Source organism: Curtobacterium sp. MCLR17_058 (assembly GCF_003234705.2).
Lineage (GTDB): Bacteria > Actinomycetota > Actinomycetes > Actinomycetales > Microbacteriaceae > Curtobacterium > Curtobacterium flaccumfaciens.
On the sequence record NZ_CP126262.1, the window covers coordinates 2,555,750 to 2,579,576 of the forward strand.

Sequence of the window (23,827 nt, forward strand, 5' to 3'; positions counted from 1 at the left end):
CCTCCAGGCCGTCAGCTCTTGATGTAGGGCTTGCCGGACGCGGCGGGGCCGCGCGACTGCCCGACCAGGCCGGCCACGGCGAAGATCGTGACCACGTACGGCAGCATCAGCAGGAACTCGCTCGGTACGGGCGAGCCGACCGCGCTGAGCGTGTTCTGCAGGTTCGACGCGAAGCCGAACAGCAGGGCGGCGAGCGTGGCCTTGATCGGGTCCCAGCGGCCGAAGATCACGGCGGCCAGGGCGATGTAGCCCGCGCCCGCGGTCATGTCCTTCGTGAACCCGCCGGTGGCGTCGAGCGTGAAGTACGCCCCGCCGAGGCCCGCGATCGCACCGGCGAGCGAGACGTTCCAGAACCGGGTGCTCGTGACGTTGATGCCCACCGTGTCGGCGGCCTGCGGGTGCTCGCCGACGGCGCGGAGTCGCAGACCCCAACGGGTCTTGAACAGGCCGAAGGTGACGACCGCGACGGCGACGTAGGCCAGGTAGACGACGACCGACTGCTCGAAGAAGATCGGTCCGATGATCGGGATCTGGTGGAGCACCGGGACCTCGAACTTCGGGAACCGGATGCCGATGTTGAGCGTCTGCTGGTTCGGGGACAGCACCTGCGAGTACAGGAAGCCGGTCAGGCCCGAGATGAAGGCGTTGATGACGACACCGACGATGACCTGGTCGACCAGGTACTTGATGCTGAACGCCGCGAGGACGAACGACACGAGCACACCCGCGACGAGGGCACCGACGAGACCGACCCAGGGCGACCCGGTGAGCGAGGCGATGAGCGCCGAGGTGAACGCACCGGCGAGGAACTGGCCCTCGATCGCGATGTTCACCACACCGACCCGCTCCGAGATGACGCCGCCGAGGGCACCGAACACGAGCGGGACCGCGAGGCCGAGCGCACCGAAGAGCATGCCGGGGATGGTGATCGAGTCGCCGGCGACCGCCCACGCGAGGAAGCCGACCACGAAGACGATCGCGAACACCGAGGTCACCCAGAGCGGCACACGACGCGAGGCACGGGTCTCGACGATCGCGTACACCGTGGCGAGCGCGAGCAGCACGGTGACGACGATCCCGGTGGCCGTCGCCGGCAGCGGGAGGTTCGGCAGCGCGAAGAAGTCGCCCTTCGACGCCAGGCGGAGCGTCGCCGTTCCGGGGCGGTGTCCGAAGCCGAACAGCACGAGCGCGAGCAGCGTGAACACGCCGTACCCGATCGGGAGCTTCCAGCTGCGGGTCGTCTCGACCGGGCGGTCGTCCAGGGGCATGCGCGGCGCGGCCGCGGTGGGGCTGAGGGTGCTCATGCGGCGACCGCCTTCTTGCTGTTCTTGCTCGTCTTCGTGCGCTTGCGTGCACCCGGCTGCGGGATCCGGAAGATCGCGCGGACGAGCGGCGGCGCCGCGATGAAGAGGACGATGAGGGCCTGGATGACGCCGACGATGTCGATCGGGATGCCGTTGGCGGCCTGCATGGCGTAGCCACCGTTCTTCAGGACGCCGAACAGGATCGCCGCCCAGAACACGCCCCACGGCTTGGAGCGGCCGAGCAGTGCCACGGTGATGGCGTCGAAGCCGATGCCGGCGTCGATGCCCGAGGTGAAGCCCGTGGTGACGGCACCCTGCACCTGGTAGGCGCCGGCGATGCCGACCAGGGCACCGGAGATGACCATGACCCAGATGGTCAGCGACGGGACGCTCATGCCGGCCACGCGGGCGGCACGGGGGTTCTCACCGATGGTGCGGAACCGGAAGCCGAGCGACGACTTGTTGACGAGCCACCAGACGACGACGACCGCGATGATCGCGACGATGAACCCGAGGTCCACGCCGTACCGCACACCGAAGAGCTGCGGCAGGAGCGCGCTGTCCTTCGTGGCGGGCGAGATCGGGTTGCTGCTGCCCGGGGCCTGCAGCAGGCCCGGGGTGCGGAGCAGGTAGCTGACCAGGTAGAGCGCGACGTAGTTGAGCATGATCGTGACGACCACCTCGTTCGCACCCGTCCGGGCCTTGAGCACCCCGACGATGCCGCCCCAGACCGCGCCGCCGACGATGCCGGCGATGATCGTGAGCGGGATGTGGACCGCGGCGGGACCGTCGAACGAGAACCCGACCCATCCGGCGGCCGCGGCCCCCATCAGGATCTGGCCCTGGCCGCCGATGTTGAACAGTCCGGCGCGGAACGACAGCGCGATCCCGAGCCCGGCGGCGATGAGCGGCACCGAGTAGTCGACGGAGCGCGTGAGCGGCCCGATCGCCTGCTGGAAGGAGTCCGCACCGAAGTTGAACACCGACCCTTGGAACAGCGAGGCGTAGGCGCCGCCGACCGCGGTGCCGATCGCCTGGAGCATGTCGGTGGGGCGGGCGAAGAAGTACCCGGCGGTGGCACGGACGTTCTCGTCCGTCACCGCGATGAGGATGCCGCACGCGACCAGCGCGAGGACGACGGCAAGCACCGTGACGAGCACGGAGCCGTTCAGGATCCCCTGCAGGGCGGCCTGCCAGCGGTCACCACCGGCGCCGTTGCGGCGCTCGGTGTCCTCCGCCGAGTCCGTCATCAGGTGCGGGGTCGACTCGACCTCCTGCAGACGGTCGTCGGTGAGCGGGGCGTCCGCGGTGCCGTGCGCAGCCGGGGTCGGCTGCTGCGTGTTGTCTGGTTCCTGCGCGGTCACGCGGCCAGCTCCGTTCCTTCAGGGATCTCCCCGGCCATCATGAGGCCGAGGACGTCACGGGGGGTGGTCGCGGGGACGATGCCGACGATGCCGCCGCGGTACATCACGGCGATCCGGTCGGCCAGGGCCACGACCTCGTCGAGCTCGGTGGAGACGACGATGACCGGCACACCGGTGTCGCGGGTTGCGACGATGCGCTTGTGGACGAACTCGATGGAGCCGACGTCGATGCCGCGGGTGGGCTGCGCGGCGACGAACAGCCGCAGCTCGCGGCTCAGTTCGCGCGCCAGGACGATCTTCTGCTGGTTGCCACCGGACAGCCGACCGGCCGCGGTGGTGCGACCCGGCGTCCGGATGTCGAACTCGGCGATCTTCTCGTCGGCGAAGGCGTCGCGCTCGGCCGAGCGGATCGTGCCGGCGCGGACGAACTCGGCGTGGTCGGCCCGGTCGAGCATCAGGTTCTCGGCGATCGTGAACTCGCCGACCAGGCCGTCCTCCTTGCGGTCCTCGGGGACGAAGCCGACGCCGGCGTCGAGCACCTGCTTGACGCTCCGGCCGGTGAGTTCCTTGCCGTCGAGGGTGATGCGGCCGGCGTGGGCGGGCTCGAGGCCGATGATCGCCTCGGTGAGCTCGGTCTGCCCGTTGCCCTGCACCCCGGCGATCGCCAGGACCTCGCCGCGGCGCACCGTGAAGGAGACGTCGTCGACGAGCACGATGCCGGACGGGTCGGTCACGGTCAGGTTCTCGACGACCAGGGCGTCGGCGCCACCGGTCGCAGGAGCCTTGTCGACCACGAGCGAGACGGCACGGCCGACCATCAGCGCGGCCAGCTCGTTGTTCGTGGCGGTCGGCGATGCCTCGCCGACGACCTTGCCGAGGCGGATGACCGTGATGCGGTCGGCGACCTCGCGCACCTCGCGGAGCTTGTGGGTGATGAAGACGATCGCGGTGCCGGCTTCGCGGAGCTGGCGCATGATGCCCATCAGCTCGTCGGTCTCCTGCGGGGTGAGGACGGCCGTCGGCTCGTCGAACACCAGCACGGAGGCGTCGCGGGACAGCGCCTTGATGATCTCGACGCGCTGCTGCACACCGACGGGCAGGTCCTCGACCTTGGCGTCGGGGTCGACGTCGAACCCGAAGCGATCGGAGATCTCCTGCACGCGCTTGCGGGCACCGGCCAGGTCGAGCCGCCCGCCGAAGGTGGTCTGCTCCTGCCCCAGCATGACGTTCTCGGCGACGGTGAACACGGGCACGAGCATGAAGTGCTGGTGCACCATGCCGATACCGGCGCGCATGGCGTCACCGGGGCCGTCGAAGTCCTGGACCACGTCGTCGAGCAGGATCTCGCCCTCGTCGGCGTCGTACAGGCCGTACAGGACGTTCATCAGGGTGGACTTGCCGGCGCCGTTCTCACCCAGGAGGCAGTGGACCTCACCCGGCTCGACGGTGAGCGAGATGTGGTCGTTGGCGACCAGGGCGCCGAACCGCTTGGTGATGCCGCGGAGTTCGAGCTTCATGTTCGGGAGTCTATTTCTGTCTCGCGCGCGCCACGCGGGCGCACGGTGTCGCGTGCACCCCGCGGATGCACGATGTGGTGTGCGCCACCGGCGCACGATGTGGTGTGCACCCCTGGGCGCACGAGAACGCGGGCGAGGGATGCTCCCCCGCCCGCGTTCATCGGGTCAGGACTGGGTCTTGACCTTGATCGAGCCGTCGATGATGCCGGCCTTCACGTCGTCGAGCTCGCCCTGCAGGCCCTTGTCGACCTTGGACTCGAAGTCGTGGAACGGCGCGATGCCGACGCCGTCGTTCTCGAGGGTGCCCACGTACGGGTCCTTCGAGAACTTGTCGTCAGCCGCCTGCTCGACGACGTCCTTCACGGCCGGGCGCATGCCCTTCTCGACCGAGGTGAAGGCGATGTCCTTGTAGCGGGGGTCGGCCTCGTAGAGGTCGCTGTCCGCACCGATCAGGACGGAGCCGTTGTCGGCGTCCTTGATGGCCTCGGCAGCGGACTGGTAGATCGGGCCGCCGACGGGCAGGATCACGTCGGCGTCCTGGTCGAGGAGCGTCTGCGCGACCGACTTGGCCTGCGTGCCGGCCTCGAAGCCACCGGTGAAGGAGCCCTTGCCGGTGTCGACGTTCCAGCCGACGACCTTGACGTCCTTGTCCTTCTGCTCGTTGTAGTACTTCACGCCGTCCGCGAAGCCGTCCATGAAGATGGTGACGGTCGGGATCTGCATGCCGCCGAAGGTGCCGACGACGCCGGTCTTCGAGTAGGACGCCGCGGCGTAGCCGGCGAGGAACGCCGCCTGCGAGGTGTCGAACGTGATCGGCTTGACGTTCTTCGCGTCGATCGAGTTGTCGTCGATGATCGCGAAGTCGGTGTCGGGGTTCGCAGCGGCCTGCTTCTTCGTGGCGTCGGCCAGGTTGAAGCCGACGGTCACGACGAGGTTGCAGTTCTGGCCGATGAGCTGCTCGATGTTCGAGTCGTAGACGGTGGCGTCCTTCGACTCGGCCTCCTTGTAGGTGGCACCGAGGTCCTTGGCGGCGTCCTTCATGCCCTCGTAGCCGAGCTGGTTGAACGACTTGTCGTCGAACCCACCGGCGTCGGAGACCATGCAGGGGCGGAAGTCGGTCTTCTTCGCCGAGTCGGTGGTGGACGGCGCCGAGGCGCAGCCGGCCAGGACGGCGACGGTGCCGGCGAGCGCGAGGCCGCTGAGGACGACCTGTCGGGTACGAGATGTCACGGGTTGGTTCCTCCGGGGAGCGTGCCCGGACCACGTGCGTTCCGGGCGATCGTGGCGACAGTACACGACCGTCGGGCCGGTACAGGACCCGTTGCGGGGGTCCTGCGGATCGGTTACGGGATCGCGACCCCGCCGAAACGCGCCCGTAACGCGGGGCCACTCACTCACCCCCAGTTCGAGGGGTTTGTCGATGGAGCGCTACAGGACGTCGCCGCGGCCGCTGATCTTCAGGGCATCCACGACGCCCTTCACCCGCTGTGCGTTCGCGCTCGTGGTGACGAGCAGCGCGTCCGGGGTGTCCACGACGACGATGTCCTCGACGCCGATGAGCGAGATGAGCCGCTGGCTGTGCGAGATCACGATGCCGCTCGACGAGTCCGCCAGGATGCGGGCGCCGTCCCCGAGCACGGCGAGGTTGTTCGGCCGGCCGCCGGACTGCAGCTTGGCGAGGGAGGCGAAGTCGCCCACGTCGTCCCAGTCGAAGTCACCGGGGACGACCGCCATGCGTCCGGCAGCGGCGGCGGGCTCGGCGACCGTGTAGTCGATCGCGATCTTCTCGAGCATCGGCCAGACGGCGTCGACGACGGCGCCGCGGGCCGAGGTGTCCCACGCGTCGGCGAGTTCGTTGATGCCCGCCAGCAGCTCGGGCTTCGTCCGGCCGATCTCGGCGAGCAGCACGTCGGCGCGCGCGATGAACATGCCGGCGTTCCAGAGGTAGTTGCCCTGCTCGACGTACGAGCGGGCGGTGTCGAGGTCCGGCTTCTCGACGAACGACTTCACCGCGTGTGCGGTCGGGGCACCCTCGATGTCGAGCCCGGCGGTGTCGGCGTTGATGTAGCCGAAGCCGATCGCGGGTTCCGTCGGGGTGATGCCGATGGTGGTGACGTAGCCGGCGCGGGCGACGGCGACGGCTTCGCGCACCGAACGACGGAAGCCGCGGGCGTCACCGATGACGTGGTCGGCGGCGAACGAGCCGATGACGACGTCGGGCTCGCGGCGCACCAGGATCGCCGCGGCCAGGCCGATGGCCGCCGTGGAGTCCTTCGGTTCGCTCTCGAGCACCACGTTGTGGTCCTCGACGCCGGGCAGCTGCGACTCCACCGCGACCCGGTGCGCACGGCCGGTGACGACCATGATCCGCTGGTCGCCGGCGAGCGGCGCCAGGCGGTCCCAGGTCTGCCGCAGCAGCGAGGTGCCGGATCCCGTCAGGTCGTGCAGGAACTTGGGTGCGTCCGCGCGCGACAACGGCCACAGGCGCGATCCGATGCCCCCTGCGGGGATGATCGCGTAGAAGTCTTCGAGAGCGTCAGCCACGCGCTCACCGTACCGGTCCCACCGGGCGGATCCTGGGTGGTCTCCGCACGATTCCCGCATGCGGGCTCCCGCAGCGTTGTTCACCCGGCGCGCGCGTCCCGTTCACGTCGTCGGCCCCGCCGGGTCACGTCACGCCCGGAGCATGGGCAACACCATGAGCGCACGCAGCGTGGAGCGCGGCACGTCCCCCCGGACCGTCGCCGTCGTGACCGAGAGCTTCCTGCCCACCCTCAACGGCGTGACCACCAGTGTCCTGGCGGTCCTCGACCACCTGGAACGACGGGGTCACCGCGCGGTCGTGATCGCCCCGGACACCCCCGGCCTGGCGCAGTTCCGGTCGCGCAGCGCCGTCGAGCGCTACCGCTCCTTCGACGTCCACCGCATCCCCGCCGTCGCCTACCGCCAGTTCCCGGTGGCACTCCCCCACCCGGTGCTCGACACGATCCTCGCCGCCTCCGGCGCCGACGTGCTCCACGCCGCCAGTCCGTTCCTGCTGGGTGGGCGCGCGATCACGGCAGCCGGGAGGCTCGGCATCCCCTCCGTCGCCGTCTTCCAGACCGACGTGGCCGGGTTCGCCCGCCGCAACGGCCTGACCGCGACCGTCCCGTTGGTCCGGAAGATCCTCGGACGCATCCACGCCGGCGCCTCGCTGACGCTCGCCCCGTCGAGCGCGACGGCCGCGATGCTCGCCGAGGAGGGCGTGCCCCGCGTCGCCCGCTGGGGTCGCGGCGTCGACACCGAGCTGTTCCACCCCGCACGCCGGTCGACCGGGCACGTGCGGGCACTCCGACGCCGCCTGGCCCCGAACGGCGAGACCATCGTCGGGTACGTCGGACGCCTGGCCCCGGAGAAGGAGGTCGAGCGGCTCGCCGAACTCGGCGGCGTCCCCGGCATCCGGGTCGTCGTGGCCGGAGGGGGTCCGTCGCGGGCGATGCTCGAACGGCGGCTCCGGCACCTCGACGTCACCTTCACCGGCCCCCTGCGCGGCGACGCACTCGCCGACGCGTACGCGGCGCTCGACCTGTTCGTGCACACCGGTCCGGCCGAGACCTTCGGGCAGACCCTGCAGGAGGCCCACGCCTCCGGCCTGCCCGTGATCGCACCGGCGTCCGGCGGCCCGCTCGACCTGGTCGCCCCGGGGCTCGACGGCGAGCTCTACGACGCCGATGCCCCGCAGGCCCTGCGGCACGCGGTCCTGCGGCTGCACCACGACCGCGCGCTGGCGGAGCGGATGGGTTCCGCCGGTCGGCTCCGGGTCGAGGGCACGACCTGGGAGGCCGTCGGCGACCAGCTCCTCGACCACCACGACACGGCCCGCACCATCGGCGCGCCGCCCGTCGGACGGGGCCTCCGGGCAGGTCGGGACGAGAAGGTCAGCGCCCGCGCATAGGATGGGTCGTGTTCCACACGAACACGAACGGCAAGGGCTCGCCGATCGGGCGAGCCCGTCCTATGGAAGGACGAGCTCATGGCTGAGCACACCGGCGGGGGTACGGCGACCGCGGTGCCCGACGTCTCGATCGAAGCCCCGCGGGCTTCTCGGACGCCACAGGGCACGCTCTACCGCGGATCGATCGGGATGTGGTCGTGGGTCCTCCACCGCATCACCGGCGTCGCGATCTACTTCTTCCTGCTCGTGCACATCCTCGACACGGCGCTCGTGCGGCTCTCCCCAGAGGCGTACAACGCGGTCATCGGCACGTACAAGACCCCGATCATGAACCTCGGCGAGATCGCGCTCGTCATGGCCATCGTGTTCCACGCCTTCAACGGCCTGCGGATCATCCTGATCGACTTCTGGTCGAAGGGCCCGAAGTACCAGCGGGCCATGTTCTGGATCGTCATGGTCCTGTGGGCGGTGGCGATCGCGGGCTTCCTGCCCCGCCAGCTCATGAACCTCGTCGCGGACTTCAACTGAGGGGCTCGAAGATGACCACGCAGATCGTCGAACCTCCCCGCTCGGCCGCGGCCGCCCGCAGCACCACCAACTGGGAGAAGTGGGGCTGGATCTACATGCGCGCCTCGGGCGTGCTGCTCGTCGTGCTGATCTTCGGCCACCTCTTCGTCAACATGGTGGCCGGCGAGGGCGTCAAGCAGATCGACTTCGCCTTCGTCGCCGGCAAGTGGGCCAACCCCTTCTGGCAGGTCTGGGACTCGCTCATGCTGGTCCTCGCGCTCATCCACGGCTCGAACGGCATGCGCACGATCGTCAACGACTACGTGTCGAAGCCGGGCATCCGCAAGACGCTCCTCGTCGCGATCCTGGCCGCCTGCGTCGTGCTGATCGTCCTCGGGCTCCTCGTCTGCTGGACCTTCGACCCGTGCCCCGCCGGCGCCGCTGCCGCCGACCTGCCGTCCTTCTGCCCGGCGCAGTAGCACCACCACCGTTGCTGCCCGCGTTCCCACCGTCTACGGAAAGACCCCTGTGACCGAGACCACCGTCCACCACCACCAGTTCGACATCGTCATCATCGGCGCCGGAGGCGCGGGTATGCGAGCCGCGATCGAAGCCGGCCCGAAGGCGAAGACGGCCGTCATCTCGAAGCTCTACCCCACCCGGTCGCACACCGGTGCGGCGCAGGGCGGGATGGCCGCGGCCCTCGCGAACGTCGAAGAGGACTCGTGGGAGTGGCACACCTTCGACACGATCAAGGGCGGCGACTACCTGGTCGACCAGGACGCCGCCGAGATCCTGGCGAAAGAGGCGATCGACGCCGTCATCGACCTCGAGAACATGGGCCTGCCGTTCAACCGCACGCCCGAGGGCAAGATCGACCAGCGTCGTTTCGGTGGGCACACCCGCGACCACGGCAAGTCCCCGGTCCGCCGGGCCTGCTACGCAGCAGACCGCACCGGGCACATGATCCTGCAGACGCTGTTCCAGAACTGCGTGAAGCTCGGCGTCGAGTTCTACAACGAGTTCTACGCGCTCGACCTCATCATGGTCGACGTCGTCGGTGACGATGGTGTCACCCGCCAGCAGCCGGCCGGCGTCGTCGCGTTCGAGCTCGCGACCGGTGAGCTGCACGTCTTCCACGCCAAGGCGATGATCTTCGCGACCGGCGGCTTCGGCAAGATGTACAAGACCACCTCGAACGCGCACACCCTGACCGGCGACGGCGTCGGCATCGTGTGGCGCAAGGGCCTGCCGCTCGAGGACATGGAGTTCTTCCAGTTCCACCCGACCGGGCTCGCCGGGCTCGGCATCCTGCTGACCGAGGGTGCCCGCGGCGAGGGCGCGATCCTCCGGAACGCCTCGGGTGAGCGCTTCATGGAGCGGTACGCCCCCACCATCAAGGACCTCGCACCGCGTGACATCGTCGCGCGCTGCATGGTGCAGGAAGTGGCCGAGGGCCGGGGTGCCGGACCGAACAAGGACTACGTGCTGCTCGACTGCACGCACCTGGGGGCCGAGGTCCTCGAGACGAAGCTGCCGGACATCACCGAGTTCGCCCGCACGTACCTCGGCGTCGACCCGGTCGTCGAGCCGGTGCCCGTCATGCCGACCGCGCACTACGCGATGGGCGGGATCCCGACGAACGTCAAGGCCGAGGTCCTGTACGACAACACCACCGTCGTCCCCGGCCTGTACGCCGCCGGCGAGTGCGCCTGCGTCTCCGTGCACGGCTCCAACCGACTCGGCACCAACTCGCTGCTCGACATCAACGTCTTCGGCAAGCGCTCGGGCAACAACGCCGCCGAGTGGGTCCAGACCGCCGAGTTCCTCCCCCTGCCGGAAGACCCGGCGGCCGGCGTCCGCGGCATGCTCGACCAGCTCCGTGCCTCGACCGGCACCGAGCGCGTCTCCGCCCTCCGCAAGGAACTGCAGGAGGAGATGGACAAGAACGCCCAGGTGTTCCGCACGGACGAGTCGCTCGCCCGCGTCACCGAGACGCTGCACACGCTCCGCAACCGCTTCATGCAGGTCTCCGTGCAGGACAAGGGCAAGCGGTTCAACACCGACCTGCTCGAGGCCGTCGAGCTCGGGTTCCTGCTCGACCTGGCCGAGGTCGTCGTCTACTCCGCGCGCAACCGCAAGGAGAGCCGCGGCGGCCACATGCGCGACGACTACCCGAAGCGCGATGACGAGAACTACATGCAGCACACCATGGCGTACCTGACGGGCGACCCGCACTCGTCACTCGCCGACGACCACATCACGCTCGACTGGAAGCCCGTCGTCATCACGCGGTACCAGCCGATGGAGAGGAAGTACTGAGATGACCGACACCCTGGTCTCCGAAGCACCCCGCACCGACACCGTGCAGGACGCCCCTCCCGGATCCTTCTCCGTCACGGTCATCGTCCGTCGCTTCGACCCCGACGTCGACGACGAGCCGCGCTGGCAGGACTTCGACGTCATGATGCTGCCGACCGACCGCATCCTCGACGCCCTGCACAAGATCAAGTGGGAGCAGGACGGGTCCCTGACCTTCCGCCGCTCGTGCGCACACGGCGTCTGCGGGTCCGACGCGATGCGCATCAACGGTCGGAACCGCCTGGCGTGCAAGACCCTGATCAAGGACCTCGACGTCTCGAAGCCGATCTACGTCGAGGCGATCAAGGGCCTGCCGCTCGAGAAGGACCTCGTCGTCGACATGGAGCCCTTCTTCCAGAGCTACCGCGAGGTGCAGCCGTTCCTGCAGTCCTCGTCGGCCCCGACGCCCGGCAAGGAGCGCGTGCAGTCCGTCGCCGACCGCGCCCGCTTCGACGACACCACGAAGTGCATCCTCTGCGCCGCGTGCACGTCGTCCTGCCCGGTGTTCTGGACCGACGGGCAGTACTTCGGCCCCGCGGCGATCGTCAACGCACACCGGTTCATCTTCGACTCCCGCGACGACGCCGCGAACGTCCGTCTCGACATCCTCAACGACAAGGAAGGCGTCTGGCGCTGCCGCACGACCTTCAACTGCACCGACGCGTGCCCCCGCGGCATCCAGGTGACGAAGGCGATCTCCGAGGTCAAGCAGGCGATCATGCGCGGCCGGGCGTAGTCCCGGCTCCGTCCAAGGCCCAGCACCACGTCGACCGATAGGCTCCCGACCATGACGTTCGCGGACACCCGCCCCATCCTCGACCAGCTCGGCTACACGACCCGGTACGTGCAGCTCCCCGGCGAGACCCTGCACGAACCGCCGGTCGAGGGGGCGCTCCGCATCGTCCAGATCGACGCCTCCGGCTACGCGCTCGAGGTCGTCGACTACGGAACGGCTCGTCGTCTCGCGCAGGCCACGGGTGAGGACGACGCGGTCGAGATGCTGCGCCGCTTCCTGAACCGTCCGTTCCCGGAACCGCGTGACATCCCCCGCCACGAGCTCGAGGGGCTCCGCGACCGTGCGGCGTCGACCTACCCGCAGCTCGCGCAGCAGGTCGCGCAGACCGGCGAGCAGGGGCTGACCATCCAGATCCCGGCCGGTGTCCCCGTCGACCGCATCGGTGGCCCGGACGGCTACCTGCTGCACCCGCTCGACACCCCGCTGCCCAGCCGGTCGCTGCCCCCGCACGTGACCTCCTCGCCGGAGACCCACCGCTACGTCGTCGACCGGCCGTTCCTGGTGAACGTCCGCTTCGTCCAACCGTGGTTCGAGCAGCCGGGTGGCGCCCTGCGCTTCCAGATCGCCGACCCGTCGGCCACCGTGCGTGACTTGGTGGTCGACGGCGCACTCGTCCGCCTCCGGGTCGTCTGAGCCCTCCCCGACACGAGAACAGCCCGCCCCGCGCTCGAAGCGCGGGGCGGGCTGTTCTCGTTCGTGGAACTACCGCAGGTCGGGGCGGTCGTACCGCGCACCGGCCGGGTTCGACGGCAGGCAGCCGAACACGATGGCCGCGGGGCTCGCGATGAGCGACACGAGCCAGAGCGGGCCCGGCAGGTTCGCGTCGTGGAGGCGGCGCCACGCGAGTGCCAGGTTCGGCACGAGGGTGGCGAGCCACCACAGCCCGAAGAGCCCGAGCAGCACGAAGGCGAACGGCGAAGGCGCCCCCGACACGTCGCGCGAGTACCCGTAGTCGTCCACGACGGTGGTGGTCGGGCTGGTGGCGATCAGCAGGGCGATGAAGCCCCCGTAGAGCACGATCGTGACGATGGCGTTGGCCAGGAACCAGTACCAGTACTCACTGCGACCGGCACGGCCATCGAAGCGGGCGTACTTCTTGAAGAACCGGAGGAACGCGTCGAGGAACCCGATGCCGTACCAGGGAGCCCACAGCGGCGGAACGCCGTCCGGGCCGACCGGTATCGGCTCCGCCAGCTGCGGGTACCCACCGACGTACGGCTGGGCGTACTGCTGGTACGGCTGCTGTCCGTAGCCGGGCTGCTGCCCGTAACCAGACTGCTGCCCGTACCCAGGCTGCTGCCCGTACCCAGGCTGCTGCCCGTACCCAGGCTGCTGCCCATACCCAGGCTGCTCGCCGTAGCCGGGCTGCTGCCCGTAACCCGACTGCTGCCCGTACCCGGGCTGCCCGACGGAGCCCGGCTGCCCGTGAGCAGGCTGGTCACCGGAGCCCGGCTGCCCCTGAGGCTGACCGCCACCCGGCTGACCCCACTGCGGCGTCCCGTCGTTGCTCATCGACCGACCCCGGGCAGGTCGTACCGCGCGCCCTGCGAGTTCGACGGCAGCAACCCGAAGACGATGCCGACGACGCCGACGAACAGCGCGATGATCCAGAGCGCCCCGGACAGGTTCGCGTCGTGCAGGCGCCGCCAGCCGAGGGCGAGCGACGGCACCAGGGTCGCGAGACCCCAGAGCGCCAGCAGGACGAGCACGACCCAGAAGACCGGCGGGACCGGGTCGACGACGGTGATCTCGTTGCCGTAGTAGTCGACGGTCCGGCTGTTGAGCGTGGCGAGGCGGATGACCGTCCCGATGGCCACGAGTGCCCCGGTGACGACCGTGTTCGCCAGGAACCACCACCAGAACTCACTCCGGCTCGCACGGCCGCTGAACGTGGCGTACTTCGCGAAGAAGCGCGCAACTGCCTTCGGGAACGAGATCCCGTACCACGGTGCCCATCGCGGCGGCGTCCCCGCGGCGTCGGTCTGCTGACCGGGCTGCTGCGGGGGCGCCCACTGCTGCGTGCTCTCGGTCATCGGGCGCCCTGCGGACGGTCGAAGCGCGCGCCCTGCGGGTTCGAGGGCAGCAGGCCGAAGACGATGCCGACGATGCCGACGAAGATCGCGATGATCCACAGCGCGCCCGTCAGGTTCGCGTCGTGCAGTCGGCGCCAGCCGAGGGCGAGCGTCGGGATGATGATCGCGAGTCCCCAGAGCAGGAACAGGATGCCCGAGATGACGAAGAGCGCGGACGGCTCGGTGACGGTGGACTGGACGCTGGCCGACGTCGAGGACGACATCGACACGGTCGAGCGCTCGGAGGTCGCGAAACCGATGGCGTACAGGATGCCGAGGACGATGCCGACGATCGCGTTGGCGAGGTACCACCACCAGAACTCGCTCCGGCTGGCACGACCGCTGAACGTGGCGTACTTCTTGAAGAAGCGGCCGACGGCCTTGCCGAACGAGATCCCGTACCACGGTGCCCAGAGCGGCGGTTCGCCGTTCGGTCCGGTCGGCGGCTGCTGCTGGCCGTACTGCGGTGCGCCGCCGAACTGGGCGTTCGGCTGGTTGTTCGGATCCTGCAGGTACTGGTCGCTCACGTGGTCCCCCTCGAGTGTTCGCTGATGTTCGCGTCCGAGTCAACCAGAACTCCTGAGCGGCGGTCAGAACCGGTACCGCGCGTCACCCCTGCAGCGGACGGTCGTACTGCTGCCCCTGCGGGTTCGACGACATCAGGCCGATGATCAACGAGAACAGGATGCCGATCGGCGGGATGATGAACAACAGGGCGAGCAGGCCACTGAGGTTGACGTCGTGCAGCCGTCGCACGGTCAACGCGATGAAGCCGAGCGCGCAGGCCAGGCTCCAGAGGCTGCCGAGGCCGTCCGAGCCGTCGTCGACGAACGGCAGCACGTCGAACCCGCTGCCGATGATGCCCGCGGCCGCCGAACCGATCAGGTACCAGAGCGCCCAGAACCAGTACTCCGACTGACTGGCCCGACCGTCGAAGCGCACGTACTTCTTCCAGAACCGCAGGAATGCCTGGGGGAAGGGGATGCCGTACCAGGGCGCCCAGAGCGGCGGCTCGGATCTGCCACCACTCGGCCGACCCGGACCGGGCTGCCCGTACTGCCCCGGAGGCTGCTGCCCCCACGGTTGCTGTCCGTACGGGCCCTGCTGCTGGCCGTACGGGTCACGGGGCGGGTACTGGTCGCTCATCGGTCGGTTCCTTCCGGCGCGGCTGTCGGTCCACACAGAGTGTGGCACTCCCCCGAGCCGGCGAGCGTCATCCGCGGGAACGACTCCTGTCCGACGATGCTGTCAGGGCAGGAGCGCGAGCTTGCCCCCGGGGTGCCCGGACTCCAGCAGCTCCGCCGCCGCCTTCGCCTCCGCCAGCGGGAAGGTCCGCGCCACCGGTACCTCGAGCTGTCCGGCACCAGCCAGATCGATGAGCCGCTGCCGCACCGAGTCACGGAAGGCCTTGCTCGCCGGCTGCGCGCCGCCCACCGCGGCGATGCCGTCCGATGCGGCCCGCGCCTGCGCGGCGATCGTCACGATCCGTGACCGGTCCGCGACCAACGCGAGCGAGACGTCGACGGCCTCGTCGGTACCGACGCAGTCCAGTGCCACGTCGATGCCGGAGGGTGCGAGATCACGGACACGCGCCTCCAGGCCGTCGCCGTACGCGACCCACTCGCCACCGAAGCGTCGCACGACGTCCGCACCACGCTCCGACGCGGTGCCGATGACGCGCGTGCCGAGCAGCCGCAGCTGCTGGAGCAGGCTGACGCCGACCGCGCCCGAGGCCCCGTGCACCAGGACGGTGTCGCGCCCCTCGGCGCGGGTGACACGGAGCATGTCGGCGGCGGTCGAGCCGGCGAGGAGCAGGTTGGCGGCCTCCGGGAAGCCGAGCGAAGCGGGCTTCGCGAAGACGTCGACCGCAGGCACCGTGACCGACTCGGCCCAGCCGCCGATGACGCGGAACGCGAGGACCTCGTCGCCGACCGCTCCCCCGCCGGACGCGATCTCGGTGTCGGGGCCGACGGCGGACAGGACGCCGGCGACCTCGTACCCGACGGCGATCGGCAGGTCAGCGGGGTCGCCCTGGCGGGTGTGTTTGGTGTCGGCCGGGTTCATGCCGGCGGCGCGGACGGTGATGGTGACCTCGCCGGTGCCGGGTGCCGGCACCTCGGTGTCGACGTACTCCAGGACTTCGCTGCCGCCGAACCGTGGGGCCACCCAGTGCTTCGTCATGCTGGCGACGGTACGCGTCGCGACCCCGGAACGGACGGGAGGCCCGTCACCAGCTGGTGACGGGCCTCCCGTCCGTCCGTGCGGACGTCGTCAAGCCGCCCTTGCGGACATCGTCAGGCGCGCGCGGACCGGATCCGCTCGGTGAACGCGGCGTGGAGCGGGTGCTCCGCGGCGAGACCGGTGATCTGCGTGGCCACGTCCGCGTCGGACGCGTCCGATGCCAACAGCGCCTGCAGTTCGACGCTCTGCTCGTCGTCCGCGACGTCGAAGCGGAGCGCCGCGGCCATCGCGTCGAGGAGCGCGGTCGGCTCGGTGCCGTCCTCGGCCAGTGCGGCGGCGGGCGAGACGAACCGCTCGTCGCGCGACAGCTTGCGGAGCGGCTGGCGGCCGACGCGGGTCACCGTGTCGGGCAGGTGCGGGTTCTCGAACCGGCCGATGATCGCCTGCACGTACGCGCGGTGCACCTCGGGGTCGAGCTCGTGCCGGCGGATGAGCAGGTCGCTCGTCTCGGCGAGCACGGACTCGAGCTCGGAGCGCACGGCGGGGATCGCGATGGCGTCGGAGATCTTGTCGGCCCCGGCGACGAAGCCGTGGTACGCGACGGTGGCGTGCCCGGTGTTCACCGTGAAGAGCTTGCGCTCGATCGACGCGGCGAGGCCGTCGACGTAGTGCGCGCCGGGGATCTCCGGCTCGTTCCCGCCGAACGGCGTGCGGTCGATGGCCCACTCGAAGTAGGTCTCGACGGTCACGTCGAGTCCGCCGCCCTCGGGCTGCGCGGGCACGATGCGGTCGACGGCGGTGTTCGCGAAGACGGCCTTGGCCAGGGCGGCGTCGCGGCCGTCCTCGGGCAGGGCGGCGACGATGAACTCGCGCAGGCGGTCCGTGGCGTTGAGGGCGTTCTCGCACGCCATGACGGCGATCGGTGCGGCGTCCGCGTCGCGGGCGACGAGCGCGCGGGCGATGACCGGGGCGATGAACTTCAGGACGTTCGGGCCGACGGCACACGTGACGATCGCGGCCTTCGCGATCTCGGCGACCACGCCGTCCTCGTCCTGTGCGCTGTTCAGCGCGCGGAAGTTCGTGACCTCGTGGTCCTGGGCGCCTGCCCCGACCTCGTGCACGGTGTACGAGTCGGCTGCGGCCAGGGCGTCGATGAGCGGTGCGGCGACGTCGGCGAAGACGACCTCGTACCCGGCCTCGTGGAGCAGGAGCCCGACGAAGCCACGGCCGATGTTGCCGGCGCCGAAGTGGACGGCGGTGCTGGTGCTCACTCGTTGACCTCGCCGAGGATCGACAGGATCGCGGCGGTGTCGGCGGCGTCGGTGAGCTTCTGGACCTCGTCCTCGTCGGAGAACACGATCGCGATCTTCGACAGGATGTCGAGGTGCTCGTTGTTCACGCCGGCGATGCCGACGACGAAGCGCACGGGGTTGCCGTCCCAGTCGATCGGGCTGGCGTAGCGGATGAACGACAGGGCGGACGACTTGATGGCGTCCTTCGCGTCGTTGGTGCCGTGCGGGATGGCGAGGAAGTTGCCCATGTAGGTGGACACGCTCTTCTCACGCTCGAGCATGGCCGGGTAGTAGTCGGCCGTGACCGCGCCCGCAGCCTCGAGGATCTCGGCCGCCTCCTTCATCGCTTCCGACTTGGTCGGCGCGGTGTCCTCGGTGTGGATGCGGATCTGGCTCTCCTGCAGGACGGGCATCGGGGGTTCTCCTTGTGTTGAGGACGAGATGGAGGGGACGGGTCAGCCCCGTCCCCTCCGATACTGCACTTCGTTACTGGTTGTGGCGTTACTGGTTCTTCAGCTGCTCGACGACCTGGTCGTACTGCGGAGCGTTCATGAAGTTGCCGACCGACACGTGCTGCGCGTTCGGGTTCTTCTGCTTCGCGCGGTCCGTCAGTTCTTCCTGCGTGATGATCAGGTCCTCGTCACCGGACAGGTTCGCGATCGCCTTGTTGGAGACCGTGACCCCTTCGATGCCCGCCTTCTTGATCTTGTTGCGCAGGACGCTGGCGCCCATCGCACTCGAGCCCATGCCGGCGTCGCAGGCGAAGACCAGGTTCTGGACCTTCGTCGCCGTCGCCGTGCTGGCCGAGCCGACGCCGCCGAGGGAGGCCTCGGCCTCTTCCTCGTTGGCCGGGGAGTTGTTGCCGAGCAGGCCGGCGGTCGCCGAGTTGACGTCGCGGCCCTTGTTGGCCTGGAGCTTCGCCATGGCGGCGCTCATGTCACCGCCACCGTTCGCCAGGTCGCGCTTGCGGCTGGCGAGGAGGAAGAAGGACGAGACCGCGAACGACACCGCGGCGGACAGGATGACCGACAGGATCACGCCGAGGAAGCTGTTGCGCTCCGTGGCACCGAGCACCGCGAAGATCGAGCCGGGCGACGCCGGGGCGACGAGGCCGGACTGGAACGCGACGTTCGTGGCGACACCCGTGGCACCACCGAGGATGACGGCGATGAACAGGATCGGCTTCTGCAGCACGTACGGGAAGTAGATCTCGTGGATGCCACCGAAGAACTGGATGATGATCGCGCCGGGAGCGGTCGAGCGGGCGATGCCGACACCGAAGAAGGTGAAGGCGAGCAGCAGACCGAGGCCGGGGCCGGGGTTCGCCTCGAGCAGGAACAGGATCGACTTGCCCGACTCGGCGACCTGCGCCGCACCGAGCTGGTCGAGCACACCGTGGTTGATGGCGTTGTTCAGGAAGAACACCTTCGCCGGCTCGATGATGACGCTGGCGAGCGGCAGGAGCGAGTGCTGCACGAGGAAGTCCACCGCGGAGCCGAGGCCCTCGGCGATGAGCTTGAACAGCGGCGCGAGCCAGAAGAACCCGATCATCGCGAGGACGAAGCCCAGGATCCCGGCTGCGTAGTTGTTGACGAGCATCTCGAAGCCGGGCTTGATCTTGCCGTCCCAGATCCGGTCGATCTGCTTGATCAGGTAGGCACCGAGCGGGCCACAGATCATCGCGCCGAGGATCATCGTGGTGCCGGAGGCACCGATGATCACACCCATGGTCATGATCGACCCGACGACGGCACCGCGGGTGTCGTAGATCATCCGGCCGCCCTGGATGGCGATCGCGAGCGGGATCAGGTAGGTCAGGATCGGGCCGACGAGGCCGGGGTTGGCGACGCCGGCCGTCTCACCGAACCCACCGAGGACGCCGACGGGCGTCCACCCGGTCTCGATGAAGAAGGCCGTGATGATGCCCCACGCGATGAAGATCGCGATGTTGGGCATGACCATGCCGGAGAGGAACGTGCCGAACTTCTGAACGGCGACGCGTGCGCCGCCCCGCGACTTCGCGGGTGCGTCGGGCGCTGCAACGGACGACGTTGTCATGTGCGGTGACTTTCTGTGTGGTGGAGCTGCTGCGTGGTGCTGGGAGGGGTGGTGCTGGGGGTGGTGGGTCAGGCGGCGTGCACCGCGGAGGCGGCAGCGGACTTCGCGGCCGCCGCCGTGCTCGCGGCGAGTGCCGCCGTCGCCATCTCGCGGGCCTGTTCGAGCGTGTAGCGACCGAGTTCGGCGCGCACGTCGGCCAGGGCCGCGGGGGTCATGGAGAGTGTCGTGGCGCCGAGACCGACCAGGACGACGGCGAGCAGCGGGTCGGCTGCTGCCTCACCGCAGATCCCGACGGCCTTGCCGGCGGTGGCGCCCGCGGAACCGAGCTGCGCGACGAGGCGCAGGACGGCGGGGTGCCACGGGTCCTGGTACGACGCGACGGTGCCGAGCATGCGGTCGGCGGCCATCGTGTACTGGGTCAGGTCGTTCGTGCCGATCGACACGAAGTCGGCGTTCTGGAACACCTGCTCGGCCATCAGCGCGAGCGACGGCACCTCGGCCATGACACCCGCGGTGCGGATGCCGAGTTCACGGGCCAGGGTGACGAAGTACTCGGTCTCCTCGGCGTCGGCGACCATCGGGGCCATGACCCACAGGTCGGCCTCGGTCGCGGCGTCGGCCTGGGCGAGCGCGGTGAGCTGGTCGCGCAGGACCTCGGGGTGGTTCCGCAGGGCACGCAGGCCGCGGCGTCCGAGGGCCGGGTTCTCCTCGTCCTTGTCGGTGAGGAACGGCAGTGGCTTGTCGGCGCCGGCGTCGAGCGCGCGCACGACGACCTTCTTGCCGGGGAACGCCGCGAGGAGCTGGCGGTACGACTCGGTCTGTTCGTCGACCGTGGGGGCCTTCGGCGAGTCGAGGAAGAGGAACTCGGTGCGGAAGAGCCCCACGCCCTCCGCACCGAGAGCAACGGCGCCGGCGGCGTCGGCGGGGCTGCCGAGGTTCGCGAGCAGGGGCACGACGTGGCCGTCGGCGAGGGCACCGGCGGTGAGCGGTGCCGCTGCGGCGGCGAGACGGTCGGCGATGCGGCGCTCGACGTCCGCGACCAGTGCGGCGTCGGGGTCGGTGACGACCGTGCCGGCGATGGCGTCCACGACGACGGACTGACCGTCGGTCAGGTCGTCGGCACCGGTCACGCCGACGATGGCGGTGATGCCCTTGGCGCGGGCGAGGATCGCGGTGTGCGAGGTCGGGCCGCCGTCACGGGTGACGAGTGCCAGGACCTTCTCGAGGTCGAGCAGCGCGGTGTCCGCCGGGGCGAGGTCGCGGGCGACGAGGACGAAGGGGGTGTCCGACTCGGGGACGCCGGGGGCGTGCACGCCGCGGAGCTTGGCGATGATGCGCTGGGCGACGTCGTCGAGGTCGGCCGCGCGCTCCCCCATGTAGCCGCCCATGCCGACGAGCAGGTCGCGGAACTGGGCGAACGCCTCGTACACGGCGCGCTCGGCGTTGGTGCCACCGTCGATGCGGGTGTGCACGTCGTCGAGGAGCGTCGGGTCCTGCGCCATGAGCGCCTGGGCCTCGAGCACGGCCTGGGCGTCGCCACCGGCGAGCTGTCCGCGCTTGTTGAGGTCGTCCGCCACGGCGGCCAGTGCGTCGTGCACGGCCTGCTTCGCGTCGTCCGCCGAGCCCACCAGGGCGTCCTTCGACGGTTCGCCGAGCGGGTCAGCCATCCGGAGCACGGGGCCGTGGGCAACGCCACGGCCGACGCCGGTGCCGAGCAGTTCGGACATTCGAGACTCCTTCATCTCACACGCGCTTGCGGTGGGGTGGATCGTTCGGTGCACACGACACGGGAACAGACCACGCCCGTGCGGCTGATCAGCACACTACCCCGCTTCGCGTTGACAAACAAACACATCCGGGGATAAAAATACAGAAACAGATGCCCGTTTGCGTCTGGCGGATCGAACGCAGGGGACGACATCCCGGATGTCGTGCCCGAGCATGTCCGTTCCGTTCCGACCCGAGACGACGAGGTCCGATGTACGCACCAGAACGCCACCAGCGCATCGTCGAGCAGGCGCGCGCGCAGGGCCGGGTGGACGTCAAGGACCTGGCCGAGCTGCTCGCCGTCACGCCCGAGACCATCCGCCGCGACCTGACGAGCCTCGAGCGCCGCGGCCTCGTCCGGCGCGCGCACGGCGGCGCGATCCCCGTCGAGCGGATCACCCTGCACCCCGGCGTCGGGGACCGCGGCGGCATCAACCAGACCGAGAAGATGGTCATCGCCGAGGCCGCCCTGGCGGAACTGCCCGAGAACGGCTCGATCATGATCGACGCCGGCACCTCGACCATCTGCCTGGCCGAGCTGCTGCCGACCGACCGCGGGCTGACGGTCGTCACGCACTCGCTCCCCGTCGCCACCGCCGTCGCGAACCGCCCGGGCATCGACCTGCACCTGCTCGGCGGCAACATCCGCAGCGACTCCCTGGCCGGTGTCGGCACGTGGACGCACCAGCTCATCGGCATGGTCAGCGTCGACGTCGCCTTCATCAGCATCAACGGCATCACGCCGGAGCGCGGCCTGACGACCCACAACATGGCCGAGGCCGCCGTGAAGAGCGCGATGATCAAGTCCGCCCGACGGAGCATCCTGCTCGCCGACCACACCAAGTTCGGCCGCGAGGAGTTCGGTCGCGTCGCCCCGCTCGCCGCGATCGACACGATCATCACCGACCCCGCCGTCAACCTCGACCTGGTCCGCGAGGTCGAGGCCGCCGGCACCGAGGTCTTCTGGCCCGGCCGACCCTGACCGCGCCCCGTCCCCGCCCACCCAGTGCTCGCTAGCATGAGCCAACCACCCATCGACAGGAGTACATCGATGTCCGAAGCCACCCGCACCGTGACCGTCGCCAGCGCATCCGGCCTGCACGCTCGCCCCGCATCCCTCTTCGTCCAGACCGTGACGGCGTCGGGGCACCAGGTCACGATCGCCAAGGGCGACAAGTCCGGGAACGCCGGCAGCATCCTCGCCCTGCTCGGGCTCGGTATCGAGAACGGCGACGAGGTCACCCTCACCGTCTCGGGCGACGACGCCGAGACCACCGCGGACAGCCTGGTCGAGTTCCTGAAGACGGACCACGACGCGGCCTGATCGCGCAGGTCGCGTCCTGCACGCGACCACCAGACGGACGGGAGGCACGGTGCCAGCTGGCACCGTGCCTCCCGTCCGTCGTCCGGTCGCCGCTACGGCGCGATGGGCGGGATCGCGCGCAGCTCGCCCCAGGCGAAGGAGCTCTCGGCGATGAAGTCCTGCAGGTCGTCGGCGAGGTCCTGGAGGAGTCCGGGCAGGTCGTCGACGTCCTCGACGAGGCTCCTCGTCCCCTGGGTCTCGCCCCCGATCTCCCAGACGACGCTCATCGAGCCGTCGATGAGTTCGTCCTCCTCGTGGTCGAGTTCCCAGTCCCCGTGCGGGCTCACCCAGAAGCGGGCGGAGCGGAACTCGTCCGGACGGAGCATCTGCGCTGCCACGGGTCGGAACGCAGCGAGCAGCTCGCCGACGGTCATCACGACGGTCATGGGCAGATCGTACGACCGAGGGCTGTCGGCACCCGCCGATAAGGTGTTCTGCATGACACGCCTGCGCCTCGCATCCGTCAACGTGAACGGCGTCCGCGCCGCCTTCCGCAAGGGCATGGGCGACTGGCTCGCCACCCGCGACGTCGACGTGCTGGCCCTGCAGGAGGTGCGCGCGTCGAGCGACGACCTGGCGGCGCTGCTCGGCGACGAGTGGGACATCGTGCACGACCCGGCGACCGCGAAGGGCCGGGCCGGCGTCGCGATCGCATCCCGACACTCCGCCCAGATCCACCGCGTCGCGCTCGGCGCGGACGACTTCGACTCGGCCGGCCGCTGGCTCGAGGCCGACTACGAGATCGGCGGGACGACCGTCACAGTCGTCTCCACCTACGTGCACTCGGGCGAGGTCGACACCCCGAAGCAGGACGAGAAGTGGAAGTTCCTCGACGCGATGACCGAGCGGCTGCCGGCACTCCGGGCGCACAACCCGCTCGCGGTCGTCGTCGGTGACCTGAACGTCGGGCACGACGAGCGCGACATCAAGAACTGGAAGGGCAACGTCAAGCGAGCCGGCTTCCTGCCGCGCGAGCGTGCCTACTTCTCGCGGTTCTTCGGCGCCGACGGCGAACCGGTCGAGGGTGCCGACGGCTCCACGGGCCCCGGGCTCGGTTGGGTCGACGTGGGTCGCGCCCAGGCCGGCGACGTCGACGGCCCGTACACGTGGTGGTCCTGGCGCGGTCAGGCCTTCGACAACGACACCGGCTGGCGCATCGACTACCAGATGGCGACGCCCGACCTGGCCGCCAAGGTCACGAAGTACACGGTCGACCGCGCCGCGGCGTACGACCAGCGATGGTCCGACCACGCCCCCGTGGTCGTCGACTACGAACTCTGACCCCTCTTCTCTCGCTTCACCTGACGCACC

The 23,827-nt window shown here is 69.8% G+C and carries 24 protein-coding genes; 9 read left to right on the plus strand and 15 right to left on the minus strand.

The window, feature by feature from the left end:
• Positions 1-11: 11 nt before the first annotated feature.
• The 5 genes from DEJ11_RS12035 to DEJ11_RS12055 all read right to left on the minus strand — a co-directional run bounded on the left by DEJ11_RS12035 (position 12) and on the right by DEJ11_RS12055 (position 6,729).
• Positions 12-1,304, minus strand: coding sequence for an ABC transporter permease (locus tag DEJ11_RS12035; protein WP_084741425.1), 1,293 nt, complete (start codon positions 1,302-1,304; stop codon positions 12-14).
• Positions 1,301-2,668, minus strand: coding sequence for an ABC transporter permease (locus tag DEJ11_RS12040; protein WP_181440807.1), 1,368 nt, complete (start codon positions 2,666-2,668; stop codon positions 1,301-1,303). The genes DEJ11_RS12035 and DEJ11_RS12040 overlap by 4 nt, the downstream gene beginning before the upstream one ends.
• Positions 2,665-4,185: an ABC transporter ATP-binding protein gene (locus DEJ11_RS12045; protein WP_071406403.1), complete on the minus strand. Its 1,521-nt coding sequence runs from the start codon at positions 4,183-4,185 to the stop codon at positions 2,665-2,667. Before DEJ11_RS12045 ends, DEJ11_RS12040 begins: the two co-directional genes overlap by 4 nt.
• A 165-nt stretch (positions 4,186-4,350) precedes the next feature.
• Positions 4,351-5,415, minus strand: coding sequence for a BMP family lipoprotein (locus DEJ11_RS12050; protein ID WP_027466452.1), 1,065 nt, complete (start codon positions 5,413-5,415; stop codon positions 4,351-4,353).
• A 198-nt stretch (positions 5,416-5,613) separates the two neighbouring features.
• Positions 5,614-6,729 carry a mannose-1-phosphate guanylyltransferase gene (locus DEJ11_RS12055; RefSeq protein ID WP_027466449.1) on the minus strand — a complete coding sequence of 372 codons (1,116 nt, stop codon included), beginning with the start codon at positions 6,727-6,729 and terminating at the stop codon, positions 5,614-5,616.
• A gap of 154 nt (positions 6,730-6,883) precedes the next feature.
• Between DEJ11_RS12055 and DEJ11_RS12060 the strand changes: the two genes are divergently transcribed.
• From DEJ11_RS12060 to DEJ11_RS12085, 6 genes are all read left to right on the plus strand, one after another.
• Positions 6,884-8,119 carry a glycosyltransferase family 4 protein gene (locus DEJ11_RS12060; RefSeq protein ID WP_231495703.1) on the plus strand — a complete coding sequence of 412 codons (1,236 nt, stop codon included), beginning with the start codon at positions 6,884-6,886 and terminating at the stop codon, positions 8,117-8,119.
• A 78-nt stretch (positions 8,120-8,197) separates the two neighbouring features.
• On the plus strand, positions 8,198-8,647 hold the full coding sequence (sdhC, locus tag DEJ11_RS12065) for a succinate dehydrogenase, cytochrome b556 subunit (protein WP_017888739.1): 450 nt from the start codon (positions 8,198-8,200) through the stop codon (positions 8,645-8,647).
• Between the two features lie 11 nt (positions 8,648-8,658).
• The gene (gene sdhD / locus DEJ11_RS12070) at positions 8,659-9,105 is read left to right on the plus strand and encodes a succinate dehydrogenase, hydrophobic membrane anchor protein (RefSeq protein WP_027466446.1); all 447 of its coding nucleotides are present in this window, start codon (positions 8,659-8,661) and stop codon (positions 9,103-9,105) included.
• Positions 9,106-9,154: 49 nt separating this feature from the next.
• Positions 9,155-10,948 carry a succinate dehydrogenase flavoprotein subunit gene (gene sdhA, locus DEJ11_RS12075; RefSeq protein ID WP_027466445.1) on the plus strand — a complete coding sequence of 598 codons (1,794 nt, stop codon included), beginning with the start codon at positions 9,155-9,157 and terminating at the stop codon, positions 10,946-10,948.
• 1 nt (position 10,949) lies between these two features.
• On the plus strand, positions 10,950-11,723 hold the full coding sequence (locus tag DEJ11_RS12080; RefSeq protein WP_017888736.1) for a succinate dehydrogenase iron-sulfur subunit: 774 nt from the start codon (positions 10,950-10,952) through the stop codon (positions 11,721-11,723).
• 51 nt (positions 11,724-11,774) lie between these two features.
• Positions 11,775-12,416, plus strand: coding sequence for a TNT domain-containing protein (locus DEJ11_RS12085; protein ID WP_111103253.1), 642 nt, complete (start codon positions 11,775-11,777; stop codon positions 12,414-12,416).
• Between the two features lie 69 nt (positions 12,417-12,485).
• Here DEJ11_RS12085 and DEJ11_RS12090 read toward each other — a convergent pair whose 3' ends face one another.
• From DEJ11_RS12090 to ptsP, 9 genes are all read right to left on the minus strand, one after another.
• Entirely contained in the window at positions 12,486-13,295 is an 810-nt protein-coding gene (locus tag DEJ11_RS12090; RefSeq protein WP_111103252.1) for a DUF805 domain-containing protein, read from the minus strand.
• Positions 13,292-13,816, minus strand: a complete 525-nt coding sequence (locus tag DEJ11_RS12095) for a DUF805 domain-containing protein (RefSeq protein ID WP_111103251.1) — start codon at positions 13,814-13,816, stop codon at positions 13,292-13,294. The genes DEJ11_RS12090 and DEJ11_RS12095 overlap by 4 nt, the downstream gene beginning before the upstream one ends.
• The gene (locus DEJ11_RS12100; protein ID WP_111103250.1) at positions 13,813-14,382 is read right to left on the minus strand and encodes a DUF805 domain-containing protein; all 570 of its coding nucleotides are present in this window, start codon (positions 14,380-14,382) and stop codon (positions 13,813-13,815) included. The genes DEJ11_RS12095 and DEJ11_RS12100 overlap by 4 nt, the downstream gene beginning before the upstream one ends.
• Positions 14,383-14,464: 82 nt before the next feature.
• Positions 14,465-15,001 carry a DUF805 domain-containing protein gene (locus DEJ11_RS12105; RefSeq protein ID WP_111088148.1) on the minus strand — a complete coding sequence of 179 codons (537 nt, stop codon included), beginning with the start codon at positions 14,999-15,001 and terminating at the stop codon, positions 14,465-14,467.
• A 102-nt stretch (positions 15,002-15,103) separates the two neighbouring features.
• Positions 15,104-16,036, minus strand: coding sequence for an NADP-dependent oxidoreductase (locus DEJ11_RS12110; protein WP_111103249.1), 933 nt, complete (start codon positions 16,034-16,036; stop codon positions 15,104-15,106).
• A gap of 113 nt (positions 16,037-16,149) precedes the next feature.
• On the minus strand, positions 16,150-17,307 hold the full coding sequence (locus DEJ11_RS12115) for a mannitol-1-phosphate 5-dehydrogenase (protein WP_111031944.1): 1,158 nt from the start codon (positions 17,305-17,307) through the stop codon (positions 16,150-16,152).
• Positions 17,304-17,741 (minus strand): PTS mannitol transporter subunit IIA, encoded by a 438-nt coding sequence (locus DEJ11_RS12120; RefSeq protein ID WP_071244331.1) that lies wholly within the window; start codon positions 17,739-17,741, stop codon positions 17,304-17,306. The genes DEJ11_RS12115 and DEJ11_RS12120 overlap by 4 nt, the downstream gene beginning before the upstream one ends.
• An 88-nt stretch (positions 17,742-17,829) precedes the next feature.
• On the minus strand, positions 17,830-19,386 hold the full coding sequence (locus tag DEJ11_RS12125) for a PTS mannitol transporter subunit IIBC (RefSeq protein WP_071406396.1): 1,557 nt from the start codon (positions 19,384-19,386) through the stop codon (positions 17,830-17,832).
• 68 nt (positions 19,387-19,454) lie between these two features.
• Positions 19,455-21,113, minus strand: a complete 1,659-nt coding sequence (gene ptsP, locus DEJ11_RS12130; protein WP_111046832.1) for a phosphoenolpyruvate--protein phosphotransferase — start codon at positions 21,111-21,113, stop codon at positions 19,455-19,457.
• A gap of 251 nt (positions 21,114-21,364) precedes the next feature.
• Here ptsP and DEJ11_RS12135 point away from each other — a divergent pair, with 251 nt between their 5' ends.
• Positions 21,365-22,135, plus strand: a complete 771-nt coding sequence (locus DEJ11_RS12135) for a DeoR/GlpR family DNA-binding transcription regulator (protein ID WP_027466423.1) — start codon at positions 21,365-21,367, stop codon at positions 22,133-22,135.
• 69 nt (positions 22,136-22,204) lie between these two features.
• Positions 22,205-22,477, plus strand: a complete 273-nt coding sequence (locus tag DEJ11_RS12140; RefSeq protein ID WP_022905912.1) for an HPr family phosphocarrier protein — start codon at positions 22,205-22,207, stop codon at positions 22,475-22,477.
• 92 nt (positions 22,478-22,569) lie between these two features.
• On the opposite strand, the gene DEJ11_RS12145 is transcribed toward DEJ11_RS12140, so the two are convergent.
• A complete protein-coding gene (locus DEJ11_RS12145) occupies positions 22,570-22,902 on the minus strand; it encodes a hypothetical protein (RefSeq protein WP_111054456.1) in 333 nt (110 codons plus the stop codon).
• A gap of 52 nt (positions 22,903-22,954) precedes the next feature.
• On the opposite strand from DEJ11_RS12145, the gene DEJ11_RS12150 reads away from it, so the two are divergent.
• The gene (locus tag DEJ11_RS12150) at positions 22,955-23,797 is read left to right on the plus strand and encodes an exodeoxyribonuclease III (protein WP_111103247.1); all 843 of its coding nucleotides are present in this window, start codon (positions 22,955-22,957) and stop codon (positions 23,795-23,797) included.
• The last annotated feature ends 30 nt before the right edge of the window (positions 23,798-23,827 follow it).